The sequence below is a fragment of the Bradyrhizobium sp. 956_D2_N1_4 genome (assembly GCF_052076025.1).
Lineage (GTDB): Bacteria > Pseudomonadota > Alphaproteobacteria > Rhizobiales > Xanthobacteraceae > Bradyrhizobium > Bradyrhizobium barranii.
In genome coordinates, this window is record NZ_CP197237.1 from 6,127,161 (window position 1) to 6,142,096 (window position 14,936).

Sequence of the window (14,936 nt, forward strand, 5' to 3'; positions counted from 1 at the left end):
TTGCGCGGAGCTGATGATTAGGATCCGTGCACAACTTTCAGGTTGTAGCGGTCACGTTGTCTTCGGCTGACAGAACGAGCGCGCCTTGTCGGTCCACGCGCCGAAGCCGCTGGAGACGAGATGCGCGACGATGTGACAGACGTAGCGCTTCTGCGCGGGCTGATTGTTGGGGCCTGCGTTGTAGCGCGCGACCGCCATGGTCCAGCTGCCCTCGCGCTGCTTCAGCTCTTTCAGGAAGCGTGCGGCGTATTCGACGTTCTTCGCGGGATCGAACATCGCGCGCACCGACGTGAACTTGTCGCCGTGATAATAATGGTTGATCTGCATGCAGCCGAGGTCGATCAGCTTGATGCCCTTGCTGCGCATCGTCTCGAAATTCGCGATCGCGTCGTTCATGTCCTTGGCGAACACGGTCTGGCCGTCGGCGCCGAGCGCGTAAGGGTGGAGCGAACCGCGCCGTCCGGTCTCGGTGAGGCCGACCGCATAGAGAATGCCGAGCGGGATCCCATGCTGCTGGGACGCGCGCGCCATCTCGCGCTCGCACGGGCGCGCGTTGTTGGTCGCCGCTGCCGCGGCGCCCGCGCTACAGATAAACAGGGCCGCGGCGAATATGCGGCCCCACGTCCTGGTCATGACGCGTCTCCTCGTTGGACTGGCGCTCCTGCCGGGCCTGCTTCGCACCGCCGTCCGATTGCCCGGACGACGTGCCGGCGCCGCCGAACGTGCCTTGCGACTGCGACGATGGCTGTTGCTGGCCGGAGAGCTGCGGCTGCGGCTGGCCGGAGCCGCTCTGGAATCCGTCCAGCGAGCCGTGCTGCACGGGCGCGACGTCGGCGACATAGCCCGCCGACTGCATGAGATCGCGGATCGACTCGCGCTGCTGATCCAGCATCAGGCTGGTGTCCTTGCGCGCGGCCGCGAGGTGAACGGAAACCTCCGAGCCGACGAGGCGAAGGCGTACCGTGACGTTGCCGAGTGCCGGCGGTTCGAGATTGATCGTCAGGATCTTCAGCGGCTCAGGCGCATTGGTCCGCGACGTCGCGAGATCGGGGGCGGTGGACGCCGTCGGAGCCGGCGACTCCTTCAGCTCGGCGACGACTGCGTTGGCGATCTGCTGCGGAGCGCTGAACTGCGCCGGCGGCAGATGGGTCTCCTGCTGGACCACGGTGACCTTGGTCGCTTCGGGCAATGCGTCCCGCGCCGAGGCTTTGACGGCGCGTTCGACATTGGCCGTGACGGCCTCGAAGCCTTGCGTCGCGGGCATTGGCTTCGAGGACGCATCGCTGCCTTGCTGCGCGGCTGCCGCCGCCTGCGAAGGCGCGGCCTGCGAGCGCGTGCCCGTTGAAGCGGCAGCGGGCGGCGCGGGCTCGGCAGAGGTGACCTTCGCCATGCCCTGGACCTCACGCTTCGTCGTGGCAGAGCGCTCGTCGCGCGCAGGCGCGTCCTTCTTGTCGGCCGCCGGCGATTGCAGTTGCGGCTTCGCGGCCGGCACGGCGGCGAACTGCTGTTCGACGACCACCGGAATGCTGGATCGGGCCGAAACATCGGTCTTCGCGCTGTGGTCGACCGGAGTTTGCGTCTCCGGCGATTTTTCAGTTTTCTCGTCGGACGATTTGCGAATGGATTCGGGCTCGTCATCCGCCTCGGTGCGTTCCCGCACCGTCTTGTCCTTGTCGGCCGGGCGCGCGAGGTGCGTGCGCAGCGATCCGGCCTTCGCGCTCGTGTTGCCGCCCTCGTCGTTGAGCGCCCGCTTCGCGAGATTCGAGACGGTGTGCAGCAGATCGTTGAACGACGAATCTGCCGGCGATTTCGTTCCGGCGGATTTTCCCGAGCGCGATGCGCCGCGCACGTTGAGGCTTTCGGCGAGACCCGAAAAGACCTGTCCGGAGGTTCCACTGAGCTTCGTCATGGGCGATCCCTGGTAAGGCGTTCGAGTTCGCCGAGCTGCTTCCGCGCGCGCGCAAGCGTCTCGGTCGACGCGGCGAGATCGAGACGCGCCGGCGTGACCGGAGGCTTGTCGGCGGCGGCGGTGGATCCGCCCGCGAACGGCTTGCGGACATCGAGTGCGAGCTGCAACGTCGCATTCAGCAACGGAACGTCGCGCTCGGGCAACTTCGAGCGGTCGAGGGCCTTCAACTCGGCGACACCGCCGTCATACTCGTCAGTGAGCGCCCGCGAGACGCCGCGGAAGAAATGCGCGCGCTCGCGATCCTCCGACGCGTCGGCGCTGAGCGTCAGCGCACGCTCGCCTGCAAGCCGGGTCACCGCCAGCCGTCCATGCACCATCGCGGTGCGCGCGATCACGAGATAAAGCTTGAGGCGGCTCGCGCGGTCGATCTGCTCCAGCAGAGTGACGATCCGCGCAAACCGGCGCTCGTCCAGAGCAATGCTCGATTGCGTCAGGCCGGAGGCGAAGCGCTGCCAGAAGTCCCCGGCATAGACCGAGTTGCGGTAATGGCGGATATAGGCGAGCGTCAGGAACTCGAACTTGTCGAAATCCTCGGCCTGCCCGACCAGCAGGATCTCGCGCCGCAGCGCCGCCTCCTCCACCAGCGTGCCCGGCAACAGCAGTCGCGCGTCGTCCAGACGCTCGATCGCGAGCGATGCCTCGGCGCGCGCGAACAGCGCGCCCTGGACCAGCGCGACCTGTCCGCCCAGGCCCGTTGGCAACGTGCGCGGCTTGACGTCCTTGAGCAGTTCGCGCGCTTCGTCCTGGCGGCCTTCGACATAGGCCAGCGCACCATTGAATAGCCGCTCGTCGACGTTCAGCTTGTCGCGCGGCAGCTTTCGGACGACCTGCGGCCCGCCGCCGCTGAGCAAATAGATGATGACGGCCTGGCCGTTCTGCGCGTTGCTCCACACGCTCGGATCGGCGGCGAGGAACTTTTCACCGACCTGCCGGGTCAGCGCGATGTGGCTGCCATGCGCCGCGGTGTCGCCGCGGGCAATGCCATCCTGCACCGCCTGCAAGGTGCGCACGAGCTCATAGGGCTCGCCCGAGGTTGGTGCCGGGGACGGTGCCGGATCGGCAAACGCGCATACCGTCGTGAACGGCAGCAGCAGCGCGGCGCGCAGGAGCGGCCTGATCAAGGGCGCTTCTCCCGGATCAGGATCTCGATCCGGCGGTTCTGGGCGGCAGCAGGATCGTTCGTCAGTTTCGGCCGCCGATCGGCGTAGCCTTCGACATGCTCGATCCGCTGCGCATCGACGCCGGACCGAACCAGCATGTAGTAAGCCATCTGCGCGCGCGCGGTCGACAGCCGCCAATTGTCGTAATTCTCGGACTTGTAAGGCCGATTGTCGGTGTGGCCGCGGACGATGATCATGCCCTGGCGCTTCGTCAGCAGCGGCCCGATCTTGTCGATCACGCGGATCAGCTCAGGCCGCGGCTCGGCCGAGCCGACCGCGAACATCCCGAAGCTCGCATCGTCGGTCAGGCTGATCAGAAGGCCCTCCTCGACCTGACGCACCTCGGCAACCGGGCCCGCACCGGCCTTGATGTCCGACAGCGCATCCGCAATAGCAGACTGAAGCTGCTTGACGGTCGGCTGCTGGGTCTGTGCCACATCGCGCGATTCGGAATTCTTTGCTTGATCGCCGGGGCGTGGCTGCGCGGCGGCATTGGCTTGAGCGCCAGCCTGGGCGCCCGGTTGCGGCGCATTTGCCTGGGCACTGCCATCGCGTTGAGCCTGCGAAGGCGCAGGCCCCGGCGGCAGCAGGGGCGACAGGCTTGCGGACGACGCGTCCGCGTTCGGCGCCACGCTTCCGCCGGCATCGTCCTGCTTGGCACGTTGCGCCTGCGGCTCGCCCTGACCTGTCGCGGACGCGTTGTCGCGCGCGGACGCGTTCGGCTTTGGCTCGCTGTCGACGAAGTGATCCGCATCCTTGGACGTCTGCGGCGTCAACTTCCAATAGCCGGGATCGAAGGGATCGCGGTAGGCATCGCCGCCCTTGAGGCCGTCCTCTTCGGCGGAGGTCAGCGCGCCGGCACGGCGCTGGCCCGAGGCCTGGTTCGCGCTGTTGGCGATCTCGGCAAGCGTCGCATAGGGATCGCGGAACAGAACCTTCTCTTCGAAGGAGGCAGGCTTCTCCGCCGTCGGCGAGTCTCCGCGACGTTCTTCGTTCGGCCCGGCCGGCTGACGCTTGCCGTCCTGGCCTTCGAACTGCGTCGGCTCCTTCTTGCTGAGATCCTTGAGGCCCTTCGGGGCGGGTGCGTTCTCCGCGAGCTTGATCGGGTTGAAATAGCTCGCGACCACCTGCTTCTGGTCCTGGTTGAGCGCATTGAGCAGCCACATGACCAGAAAGAACGCCATCATCGCGGTCATGAAGTCCGCATACGCGATCTTCCAGACGCCACCGTGATGCGCCTCCTCGGCGAAGGCGCTGCGCCTGCGGATGATCACCAGCTCGTGCTTGACTTCTTCCATGGCAGACTACCGGCGCGCCTCGTTCAGACGTTCGCTCCACGCCGCAATCTGCGTCTCGATCACGGTCTGGTCGGCGACAACGCGGACCTCGAAAGTCTCGGCGGCTTCGTATTCAATCCCGGTTCGCCGGGCCGTCTGGAGCTGCGAGCGCACCAGATCGAGCAATTCGCCCGGGCCGGTGATCTTGAACACCGGCACCGGCGAATTGCCGGTCAGCGCTGCGATCTGCTCGACCAGCGATCCGATCGCCTTGTCACGGACGGCATCGGCGAGGAAAGGCAGCAATATCCGCGCAACCGAGCTTGCGATGTTGGTTTCGATCTCGCGGCAGGCCGTCTCGAAGCCGCCCACGATCGTGGCCGCCTGCTGGTCGGACCATTTGGCCCGCTCCTCGCCGAGCCAGATCGCGCTGCGAACGCGCTCCTCGGCAATCCTGGCATCGCCTTCCGCGACACCGGCGGCATGGCCGCGACGATAGGCATCCTCGAGAAGATTGACCGGCGGGGCTTCGGCCTCGGGCGCCGGAAGCGGCGACTGAAGCTGCGGCTGCGATTGGGCCTGACGCGGCGGCTGGGGCTCGCGCCGCACCTCCATCGGCCTTGTCAGCACATCCTGGATCTTGGGGGGCGGAGGCGGCGGTGGAGACTTGGCCCGCCCATTCGCGTCGAACTGCGTCAGGAGTTTTCCGATAGCCGCGTTCATGCTGCCTCCTCGCGTCGCATCCAGTCTTTAAGGATTGCTGCCGCCTGCATCTGATCGAGCCGGACGATCTGCTCCAGCCGCTTCTGCGGCGTCCGCTGCATCTTGCCTTCGAGATCCTCGACGAGGTTGAGCTCGGGGTCCTGACTGTCGGCCAGTGCAAGCGCCGTTGCAGCTTCGAGCTCGGCGGCCTCGGCCGCCTCGGTCTGCTCCTGCGCTGCGCGATGCGTCAGAATGCCGTTGACCGCGGGGCGAAGGCCGAACCAGACCAGCATCGAGGCAACGGCCAGGATGGTGACCGCATTGATGACGCTGCCGAGCTGCTTGTTGATCATCTCGACGAAGCTGATCGGCGGCACCGGCGCCAGTTCGCGCGAGCCTTCGATGAAGTCGACGGCCGTGACCTGGATCTGGTCGCCCCGCTGCTTGTCCAGTCCGCCTGCCGTCGCCGCGAGCTGGCTGATCTCGGCGAGCTTGCTGTCGACGATCGCCTGGTTGCTCTTGTCGCCGAGATCGGCGACGAGCCGCGCGCGGTTGACCAGCACGGCGATGAAGAGTTTCTTGACCAGGTAACCGTCGCTCACCGTCGTCGTCGTCTTGGACGACACTTCGAAATTGGTGACGTCCTCGCGGCGGGTCTTGTCCTCGCTGGAATTCTTCGTGCCGCCGCTATTCACCTGCTGGTCCGGCAGGTTCTGCTGCACCGTGGTCGGCGTCGAACGGTCCGCATTCTGCGACGATTCCTTCTCGCGCACGTTCCGGACCGAACGCTCGGCGCGGCTCTCCGGGTCGTAGACCGTCTCGTTGGTCTGCCGCTTGTCGGTGGAGAGCTGCGGCGCGACGCTCACCTCGAAATTGTCCAGACCGAGATATGGCGTCAACGCCTTGCGGATGTTCTCCTGCACCATCCCGCCGACCGTCTTCTGGAGGCTCGCCATCTTGGTCGGGGCCGCGCTAGCCTCGTCCTCTTCGGCCAGCAGCATCGAACCGTCGGCATCCAGCACCGTCACCTTGTCGCGGCTCATGCCGGGAATGGCCGCCGCGACGAGGTGGCGGATCGACTGCGCCGTGCGCGCCTCGATCGCGCCGTCGGTGCGCAGCACGACCGACGCCGACGGCGGCTGCTGCGTCGCCCGGAACGAGCCGCGCACCGGCATCACGATATGCACCCGCGCCGCCTTGACGCCCTTCATCAACTGCACGGTGCGCGCGATCTCGCCTTCCAGCGCCCGCAGCTTGGTGACTTCCTGCATGAACGAGGTCAGGCCGAGCGAGCCGATCTTGTCGAACAGCTCGTAGCCGGAATTGGCGCTGGTCGGCAGCCCCTTCTCGGCAAGCAGCATCCGCGCCTGCATGGTCTGGCTCGGGCGCACCGAGATGGCGTCGCCGGCCGTATTGACGTCGAATGTGATATTCTGCTCGCGCAGCGCGGCGCCGATGCGCGTCACGTCTTCGCGATTCAGGCCTGTATAGAGCGTTTCGAACTCAGGCCGGCTCAGATAATAGGCGCCGCCGACGACGGTGACGAGAACGGCAAAGCCGATCAGTCCCAAGGCCATCAGGCGTCGCGGCCCAAGCTCCAGCAGATTGTTGAGCAGTTGCTGTACCTGCGCACGACTGAGCAGCATGTGACCTCGTACAAATGCGAACGTATGGGACACTCCGCTGCCAACCTTGTCTGAAGGTTGCGCGAGGAGGCGAATGTGTCAGTTCGCGGGCGAGGCGTTGCAATTTTACAAGAATCCTGGACGACGCGATCAACTCAGCAGCAACAAGCGGGCGCACGGGCGCATGGCAGCGCAATCGGCTGCGGCGTGTTGCATGACGTCTGGCGTCGGAAGAACTTCCATTACGGGCACATCTTGTGCCGCCAAACCCGCCGGTCATGGCAGGGACCGTGCTCCCGGGGGAGCACGGTTGTTTCCAAAGCCGAAGCTTACTTGAACAGCGACAGGATGCTCTGGCTGTTCTGGTTGGCAATCGAGAGCGCCTGAACGCCGAGCTGCTGCTGAGTCTGAAGGGCCTGAAGGCGGGTCGATTCAGCATTCATGTCGGCGTCGACGAGTTGACCGACACCGCGATCCACCGAGTCCATCAGGGTCTTGACGAACTCCGTGTTGGTCGAGATGCGGTTCTTGACGGCGCCGAGGTCGGCGGCGGCCGAGGACACCGAGTTGATCGCAGTGGTGAGCTGCGTGATGTACCCATCGAGCGTGGTCTGGTCAGCCGTCGAGTCGGTCAGCGCGGAGATGTTGATCGTGTTGACCGACGCCGGGCCGCTCACCTTGTCCAGGATACCGGTCTGGGTCGCGGTATAGAGCGAGTAGTTGGCGATCGTCAGGGTGATGGACCCGATCGTCGGCGTGCCGCCGACGCGCGAGAACGACGACACCAGGTTGAAGGTCGCCGGGGTGGCGGCGGTCGTGCTCAGCCAGTTCACGCCGTTGAAGGTTGCCGCATCGGCGGTACCCTTCATCTGCTGCTGGATCTGGGTGATGTCGGCCTGGATCTTGGTGCGGTCGATACCAGCGGTCTTGGCTTCGACCAGCAGCGCCTGCAGCTTGGTCAGGCCGCCGGTCTTGTCGCCGACAACCGCGGTCAGAGCGGTGTATTCGGTGTCGACGGTCGCAGCCGACAGACCGAGCGAGTCGGAGACGGCGGAGAGCGCGGCGTTGTCGGCGCGCATCGACGTCGCGATCGACCAGTAGGCGGCGTTGTCGGAAGCAGTGGCCACGCGCTGGCCGGTCGAGATCCGGTTCTGCGTGGTCGCGAGCTGCGAGCTGACGCTCCGGAGGGTCTGGAGCGCGGTCATTGCAGCGGAGTTGGTAAGCAGGCTCGAGGCCATTCTTGACGTCCCTTTGAAACGGATTGAATTGATTTTGGGGACATACCGGGCTTGCACCGGTACGGCGGGGCGGCATCATGCCTTTGGGCGGCCGAAGAGCGGGCCCAACCTGTCGTAGCGGCGACGATAGCGCGCGAAGTTTGTGCGAGGCTTGTGGCGACGTGGCTGGACCGCAACACGGTGAGCCAGGAGGTCACGACGCGTGACGAGCGTACGCCAAATGAAAAGGCCGCGCTTCGCGAGAAGCGCGGCCTTCCCGGATGGTTTTGAGGCTTAGCCGCGGAACAGCGACAGGATGCTCTGGCTGTTCTGGTTGGCGATCGAGAGCGCCTGAACGCCGAGCTGCTGCTGGGTCTGCAGGGCCTGAAGGCGGGTCGATTCCGCATTCATGTCGGCGTCGACGAGCTGACCAACACCGCGGTCCACCGAGTCCATCAGGGTCTTGACGAATTCCGTGTTGGTCGAGATGCGGTTCTTGACGGCGCCGAGGTCGGCGGCGGCCGAGGCCACCGAGTTGATCCCGGCCGTGACCTGCGCGATGTAGCCATCGAGCGTGGTCATGTCAGCCGTCGAGTCGGTCAGCGCCGCGATGCTGATCGTGTCGATCGATGCAGCGCCGCTCACCTTGTCCAGGATGCCGCCCTGGGTCGCGGTGTAGAGCGAGTAGTTGGCGATCGTCAGGCTGATGGATCCGATCGTCGGCGTGCCGCCGACGCGCGAGAACGACGACACCAGGTTGAAGGTCGCCGGCGTGGTCGCGGTCGTGCTCAGCCAGTTCACGCCGTTGAAGGTCGCCGCATTGGCGGTACCCTTCATCTGCTGCTGGATCTGGGTGATGTCGGCCTGGATCTTGGTGCGGTCGATACCAGCAGTCTTGGCTTCGACCAGCAGCGCCTGGAGCTTGGTCAGGCCGCCGGTCTTGTCGCCGACAACCGCGGTCAGAGCGGTGTATTCGGTGTCGACGGTCGCAGCCGACAGACCGAGCGAGTCGGAGACGGCGGAGAGCGCGGCGTTGTCGGCGCGCATCGACGTCGCGATCGACCAGTAGGCAGCGTTGTCGGAAGCAGTGGCCACGCGCTGGCCGGTCGAGATCCGGTTCTGCGTGGTCGCGAGCTGCGAGCTGACATTGCGGAGGGTCTGCAGCGCAGTCATTGCAGACGAGTTGGTGAGCAGACTTGAACCCATTTTTGATGTCCCTTTGAAGATTGAACTGTTTTTGGGGACATACCGGGCTTGCACCGGTACGACAGGGCGGCGTCATGCCTTTGGGCGGCGAAAAAGCAGGCCCAACCTGTCGTAGCGGCGACGATAGCGCGCGAAGCTTGTGCGAGGCTTGTGGCTCTGTGCCCGGACTGCAACAGGGCAGCCGAATTTGCGGCGTGCGCGCGGCAACACACCAAACGAAAGGGCCGCGCTTCGCGAGAAGCGCGGCCCTCCCCAGATGGTCTAAGGCTTAGCGGAACAGCGACAGGATGCTCTGGCTGCTGTTGTTGGCGATCGAGAGCGCCTGCACGCCGAGCTGCTGCTGGACCTGGAGGGCCGCCAGGCGGGTGGACTCCTGGTTCATGTCGGCGTCGACGAGCTGGCCGATACCGCGATCAACCGAGTCCATCAGCGACTTCACGAAGTCCGTGTTGGTCGAGATACGGGTCTTGACGGCGCCGAGGTCGGCGGCGGCCGAAGCCACCGAGTTGATCGCAGCGGTGACCTGCGTGATATAGCCGTCGAGCGTGGTCTGGTCAGCCGCGGAGTCGGTCAGCGCGGAGATGCTGAGCGTGTCGATCGACGCCGCGCCGCTCACCTTGTCCAGGAAGCCGCCCTGGGTCGCGGTGTAGAGCGAGTAGTTGGCGGTGGTCAGGGTGATCGAGCCCGTGGTCGGCGTGCTGCCGACGCGGGAGAACGACGACACCAGGTTCACGGTCGCCGGGGTGGTGGCGGTCGTGCTCAGCCAGTTCACGCCGTTGAAGGTCGCCGCACTGGCTGTCGCCTTCATCTGCTGCTGGATCTGGGTGACGTCCGCCTGGATCTTGGTGCGGTCGATACCAGCGGTCTTGGCTTCGACCAGCAGCGCCTGCAGCTTGGTCAGGCCGGAGTCCTTGTTGCCGATAACCGTGGTCAGAGCGGTATATTCGGTGTCGACCGTCGCAGCCGACAGACCGAGCGAGTCGGAGACGGCGGAGAGCGCGGCGTTGTCGGCGCGCATCGACGTCGCGATCGACCAGTAGGCAGCGTTGTCGGAAGCAGTGGCCACGCGCTGGCCGGTCGAGATCCGGTTCTGCGTGGTGGAGAGTTGCGAGCTGACAGACCGCAGGGTCTGGAGCGCGGTCATGGCGGTCGAGTTCGTAAGCAGGCTTGACATTGCGAATGTCCCTTTGATGTACGCGTTACATTTTCACGAGGGGACATACCGGGCTTTCACCGGTACGGAGGGGCGGCATCATGCCTTTGGACTGATGTGGGTGGGGTCCAACCCGCCGTGCCGCATTGCTAGCACGTCGAATCTTGCGCCGAGATTAAGATCGGCTTGAATTTCGCTGTAATATCATATAGTTAACATTACCCTCTGCTAACCATAGACCGGCACTTTTCGCTAACCATAACCGGCCGGCGATCGCGGTCGCTACGAGAACGACCGCACCAGTCCGGAGGCCAGCAGGTTCCAGCCGTCGATCAACACGAAGAACAGCATCTTGAACGGCAGCGCGATGATCGTCGGCGGCATCATCATCATGCCCATCGACATGGTCAGCGTCGCCACGATCATGTCGATGACGAGGAACGGCAGGATGATGAGGAATCCGATCTCGAACGAGCGCCTGAGCTCGGAGATCATGAAGGCCGGAATGATGACGCGCATGTCGATGCGCTTGTCGTCGAATTTCTTGCGGAAGCTCTCCGCGGCGAGTGCCTCGAAGGTCTGGAGATCCTTGTCGCGGACATGGGCCAGCATGAACTCGCGGAACGGATCGGTGATCTTCAGATAGGCTTCCTCCTCCGAGATCTCGTTCTTCATCAGCGGCTGGACGCCGGTTTCCCAGGCGCGGTCGAAGGTCGGCGCCATCACGTAGAAGGTCATGAACAGTGCGAGGCTGATCAGCACCAGATTGGCCGGCGTGGTCTGAAGGCCGAGACCGGAGCGCAGGAACGACAGCGCCACCGCAAATCGCGTGAAGCTCGTCACCATGATCAGCAGTCCCGGCGCCACCGACATCACCGTGATCACCGCCATCAGCTGGATGATGCGGCCGCTGGTGGAGCCGTTGCCCGGCGGCAGCAGCGAGTTGAGGTCCGGAATCTGGGCCAGCGCCACCTCGGGCAGCACGACCAGAACCAACGCGAGCAGCAGGACTCTCACTCTCACTGAATCACCAGGGTCTCAATGATCAATTCGCGGATCTTGCCCGACGAGCGGATATTGGCGCGCTCCGTCAGGTCGTCGCGCAGATGCTGAAGCCCGCGCGATCCCTCGAACTGGCCAACCGATGCCGACCGCAGATAGGTCACGATGTCCTCGCTGATATGGGCGGCCAGGATGCCGGCATCCTCGTCGCTCATGCTATCGGTCACCATGGAGGCTTCGACACGGGCCCAGTTGTTGGCCGGCGCGGCGAGATTGGTCACGATCGGGGACAGCTTTCTCAGCCGTGCACTGCCGGCGTAGCTCGTGGCAAGGGGCGGCGGCGTGGCGGTCTTCTTTGCGTCGGCGACGCGCTCCGCGGCCGCGAACAGATGCAGGCCGGCAACCGCGCCCGCACCGATCGCGATCAGGGTCAGCACCACAATGGCCGCAATCAGGCGCATCACGTCCCCTGCCCTCGCGGCGCGGCGCGGTCGGCGCGATTCTCAGAATGGTGCCACGGCGTCATAGATCCGATGTCCCCATCCAGGCTGCTGCACGTCAGACAGATTTCCGCGACCGCCATAGGCCACGCGTGCCTCGGCGATCTTCTCGTAGGAGATCGTGTTGGTGCGCGAGATATCGCGCGGACGCACGATGCCGCCGACGTTGAGCACGCGCATCTCGGTATTGACCTTGAACTCCTGCGAGCCGCTGATCATCATATTGCCGTTGGGCAACACGTCGGTGACGATGGCGGCAATCGACAGCTTGATGTCTTCGGTACGATCGATCTGACCGTTCCCCTTGATCTGGGTGTTGGTGTTCAGATTGGCGCTGGTCGAGCCCTTGTCCTGCCATCCGGCGACGTCCATCAGCCAATCCAGCCCGAACTTGATTTGCGAATCGCGCGAACGATCAGTCTTGTTGTCGAGCTTGGCCTTGTCCTGCATCGAGATGATGACGGTCACGACGTCGCCGGTGCGCCGGGCACGGGGATCGCGATAGAGATCCGTGCCGTCGTCCCAGGTCGAGCGATAGCTGACGGGCGTACGCATGCGGGGCGTCACCGGAATCGGATCGGCCTGTGTCCTCAGGCCGGTGCCGACCGGCGACAGTCGCGGACCGGTCAGCACTTCCGCGGGATCGCCGATGCACCCGGTCAGCATCAGGAGCGGCAGGATGAGGATCAGATTCTTCATCTATTTGGTCTTTCCGTCATCCACGCGACGCATTCCGCCGAGCAGATCGGCAAGGTGCGCCGCGCGTGCCGTCTCCATCTCGTTGAAGATCGCGCTCGAGCTCCTCGGACTGAGTTTTGCAAGCACGGCGGCGGCGGTCTCGTCCGCCATCCCGGCGATCTGGGTCGCCGCGGCATCCGGCTTCATGCGCGAATAGATCTCGACGACGCTCGCTTCGGCCTTCTTCAGGAAGTCGTCACGCAGCGCCATCCACTTCTCGTATTCGGCGCGCTTGGCCTCGACCTCGGCGATCCGCTCCCGGAGCTGGGTCTCGGCCTTCTCCAGTTCCCTGAGCTGCCAGGCCAGCCGCGCATCAACGGCGGGGTCGGCGACATTGCTGCAGAACAGGGCGACCTCATTGTCCGCAGGTACCGCAGCCTGTGCCGGTGCGGGCTTCGACGGCGCCGTGACGCTGCCCGGCTTGGCCGGGCGCACGGGCGCGACTGCGGGTGCCGGCGCAGGCTTCTCGGGAGCCGGCACGGCCCCCGTGATCGCAGGTCCGGAATCTTCGGCGGCCCACGCCGTCGCCCGGAACGACGCATTGTCGCCCGGTATCGACGGGGCCGACGGCTTCTGCGGACCAGGCGCGCGGGCACGTGCGAAGGACAGCAGGTTGAGCGGCTTCGACGGCTTGGCCTCATCCAGCGCCAGAACGGGCGAAGCGCATCCGAACGCGCAGGCCGCGACCAGGAGGAGGAGTTTGGCTTTGTGATCCAGCTTCAGCATCGGGCCGCGTGCGATTCTCGGTCGAGACCTGAGCATTGAGCGACCAAGCTTGCACGACGCTTGTGCATCATTGCACGATGACGTCGGCCTGGAGTGCGCCGGCCGTTTTGATCGCCTGAAGGATCGCGATGATGCCCGACGGCTTCAGGCCGATCTGGTTCAGCCCGCGCACCAGGCGCTGGAGGTCGACGCCGCTCAGGATCGCCACCTGCGATCCGGCCTCGTTGGCCTCGACCACGGTCTGGGGAACGACCACCGTCTGCCCTCGCGAGAACGGCGCCGGCTGCGACACCACGGGAAGCTCGGTGACACGAACCGTCAGGTTGCCATGCGTCACGGCGACGGTCGATATGCGCACGTCGCGCCCGATCACCACCGTACCGGTCCGCTCGTTGATCACCACGCGCGCCGGCGTGTCCGGCTCGACAGTCAGCTCGCCGATTTCGGCGAGGAAGCGGACGGGGCCGATATGGCGCGGCTTCGACAGCACGATGGTGCGGTAGTCGCGCTCGAAGGCGATCTGCGCGCGGTAGCGGCCACCGGCGTAACCGTTGATGGCGTCGAGAATGCGTGTCGCGGTGACGAAATCAGGGTTCTTGAGCTCCAGCACCAGGAACTCCATCTCGTGGAGGCTTCCCTGCACCTCGCGCTCGACCAGCGCACCGTTCGGGATGCGGCCCGCCGTCGGCGTGCCCTGACTGACGTTCTGCGCCTGCCCTCCCACACTGTAACCGGCGACCGTAACCGCGCCTTGCGCCACCGCATAGACCGCGCCGTCCGCCGCCCGCAGCGACGTCATCACCAGCGTGCCGCCGAGCAGCGAGGTCGCATCGCCGAGCGACGATACGGTCACGTCCATGCGCTCGCCCGCTCCGATCGAGGGCGCCAAATCCGCGGTCACCATAACGGCTGCGACGTTGCGTGTGCGCAGCGTCGTCGGACGCGGGGGATTGTTGGTGCTCGTGGTCTCGTTCCTGACGTTGATGCCCATGTTCTCGAGCATCGATTGCAGGGACTGCTCCGTGAACGGAGCGTTGCGGAGCGTGTCGCCGGTGCCGTTCAGGCCGATGACGAGGCCGTAACCGACGATCTGGTTTTCGCGCAATCCCTTGATGTCCGCGATGTCCTTGATGCGGACGGCCGCCTGGGCGCTGGCGGCGGAAACGAGCAGGACGAGCGCAAGCAAGAATCTGGTCATGATCCATCCACGACCTTGACGGTGCCGTCCGGCTGGACGACGCCTCTGATGATCACGCCGGTGTCGGTGTTTCGTACCGGGATGAGCGCGCCGGTCGCGCCCGACTGCATCGCCGCGCCGTAGGTGACGATCGACAGGCCGCTGTCTTCCACCACGACCTTGACCATGGCGCCGCGGGCAATCGTCCAGGGATCTTCCACCGAATTGGTCGGAATCGGCTGGCCCGGCAGCAGCGCGCGCCGTGCCATGCGTCCGACCAGGATCTGGCGTCCTTCGATGAACATGGCAACGCCGAGCACGTTCGGCGCGAAGGCGCGTTCCGTGATCATGTCGTCCCGGATCAGCTCGCCGGCGCGGATCGACACGGCCGGCACGGGAAGCCGCTTCTCCTCGGCCGCAGCGAGGCGCGCCGAGACGAGAACCAGCAGCACGGCGGCCAACCCGCGCACCATCAAGCCCACCC

The 14,936-nt window shown here is 65.3% G+C and carries 15 protein-coding genes; all 15 read right to left on the reverse strand.

What is annotated here, in order from left to right; translation table 11 throughout:
* Positions 1–51: 51 nt before the first annotated feature.
* On the reverse strand, positions 52–633 hold the full coding sequence (locus tag AB7535_RS28995) for a transglycosylase SLT domain-containing protein (RefSeq protein WP_231143352.1): 582 nt from the start codon (positions 631–633) through the stop codon (positions 52–54).
* The gene (fliK, locus tag AB7535_RS29000; protein ID WP_231143353.1) at positions 584–1,909 is read right to left on the reverse strand and encodes a flagellar hook-length control protein FliK; all 1,326 of its coding nucleotides are present in this window, start codon (positions 1,907–1,909) and stop codon (positions 584–586) included. The genes AB7535_RS28995 and fliK overlap by 50 nt, the downstream gene beginning before the upstream one ends.
* Positions 1,906–3,090, reverse strand: a complete 1,185-nt coding sequence (locus tag AB7535_RS29005; RefSeq protein WP_231143354.1) for a chemotaxis protein — start codon at positions 3,088–3,090, stop codon at positions 1,906–1,908. The genes fliK and AB7535_RS29005 overlap by 4 nt, the downstream gene beginning before the upstream one ends.
* Positions 3,087–4,427 carry a MotB family protein gene (locus AB7535_RS29010; RefSeq protein WP_231143355.1) on the reverse strand — a complete coding sequence of 447 codons (1,341 nt, stop codon included), beginning with the start codon at positions 4,425–4,427 and terminating at the stop codon, positions 3,087–3,089. The genes AB7535_RS29005 and AB7535_RS29010 overlap by 4 nt, the downstream gene beginning before the upstream one ends.
* 6 nt (positions 4,428–4,433) lie before the next feature.
* The gene (locus tag AB7535_RS29015; protein WP_439037394.1) at positions 4,434–5,129 is read right to left on the reverse strand and encodes a hypothetical protein; all 696 of its coding nucleotides are present in this window, start codon (positions 5,127–5,129) and stop codon (positions 4,434–4,436) included.
* A complete protein-coding gene (gene fliF / locus AB7535_RS29020; protein WP_063981305.1) occupies positions 5,126–6,754 on the reverse strand; it encodes a flagellar basal-body MS-ring/collar protein FliF in 1,629 nt (542 codons plus the stop codon). The genes AB7535_RS29015 and fliF overlap by 4 nt, the downstream gene beginning before the upstream one ends.
* A 308-nt stretch (positions 6,755–7,062) precedes the next feature.
* Positions 7,063–7,971: a flagellin N-terminal helical domain-containing protein gene (locus AB7535_RS29025; RefSeq protein WP_063981304.1), complete on the reverse strand. Its 909-nt coding sequence runs from the start codon at positions 7,969–7,971 to the stop codon at positions 7,063–7,065.
* A gap of 273 nt (positions 7,972–8,244) precedes the next feature.
* Positions 8,245–9,156, reverse strand: a complete 912-nt coding sequence (locus tag AB7535_RS29030) for a flagellin N-terminal helical domain-containing protein (RefSeq protein WP_071909959.1) — start codon at positions 9,154–9,156, stop codon at positions 8,245–8,247.
* Positions 9,157–9,424: 268 nt separating this feature from the next.
* Positions 9,425–10,330 (reverse strand): flagellin N-terminal helical domain-containing protein, encoded by a 906-nt coding sequence (locus AB7535_RS29035; RefSeq protein WP_231143357.1) that lies wholly within the window; start codon positions 10,328–10,330, stop codon positions 9,425–9,427.
* Positions 10,331–10,591: 261 nt separating this feature from the next.
* The gene (gene fliP, locus AB7535_RS29040) at positions 10,592–11,332 is read right to left on the reverse strand and encodes a flagellar type III secretion system pore protein FliP (RefSeq protein WP_071909955.1); all 741 of its coding nucleotides are present in this window, start codon (positions 11,330–11,332) and stop codon (positions 10,592–10,594) included.
* The gene (locus AB7535_RS29045) at positions 11,329–11,772 is read right to left on the reverse strand and encodes a flagellar basal body-associated FliL family protein (RefSeq protein WP_014492666.1); all 444 of its coding nucleotides are present in this window, start codon (positions 11,770–11,772) and stop codon (positions 11,329–11,331) included. The genes fliP and AB7535_RS29045 overlap by 4 nt, the downstream gene beginning before the upstream one ends.
* 42 nt (positions 11,773–11,814) lie before the next feature.
* Entirely contained in the window at positions 11,815–12,510 is a 696-nt protein-coding gene (gene flgH / locus AB7535_RS29050; RefSeq protein ID WP_028153467.1) for a flagellar basal body L-ring protein FlgH, read from the reverse strand.
* On the reverse strand, positions 12,511–13,275 hold the full coding sequence (locus tag AB7535_RS29055) for a MotE family protein (protein WP_439037395.1): 765 nt from the start codon (positions 13,273–13,275) through the stop codon (positions 12,511–12,513).
* A gap of 67 nt (positions 13,276–13,342) precedes the next feature.
* Complete coding sequence (gene flgI, locus AB7535_RS29060) at positions 13,343–14,473, reverse strand: flagellar basal body P-ring protein FlgI (RefSeq protein WP_135216095.1); 1,131 nt, start codon at positions 14,471–14,473, stop codon at positions 13,343–13,345.
* Positions 14,470–14,925 carry a flagellar basal body P-ring formation chaperone FlgA gene (flgA, locus tag AB7535_RS29065; protein ID WP_063986113.1) on the reverse strand — a complete coding sequence of 152 codons (456 nt, stop codon included), beginning with the start codon at positions 14,923–14,925 and terminating at the stop codon, positions 14,470–14,472. Before flgA ends, flgI begins: the two co-directional genes overlap by 4 nt.
* Positions 14,926–14,936 lie beyond the last annotated feature (11 nt).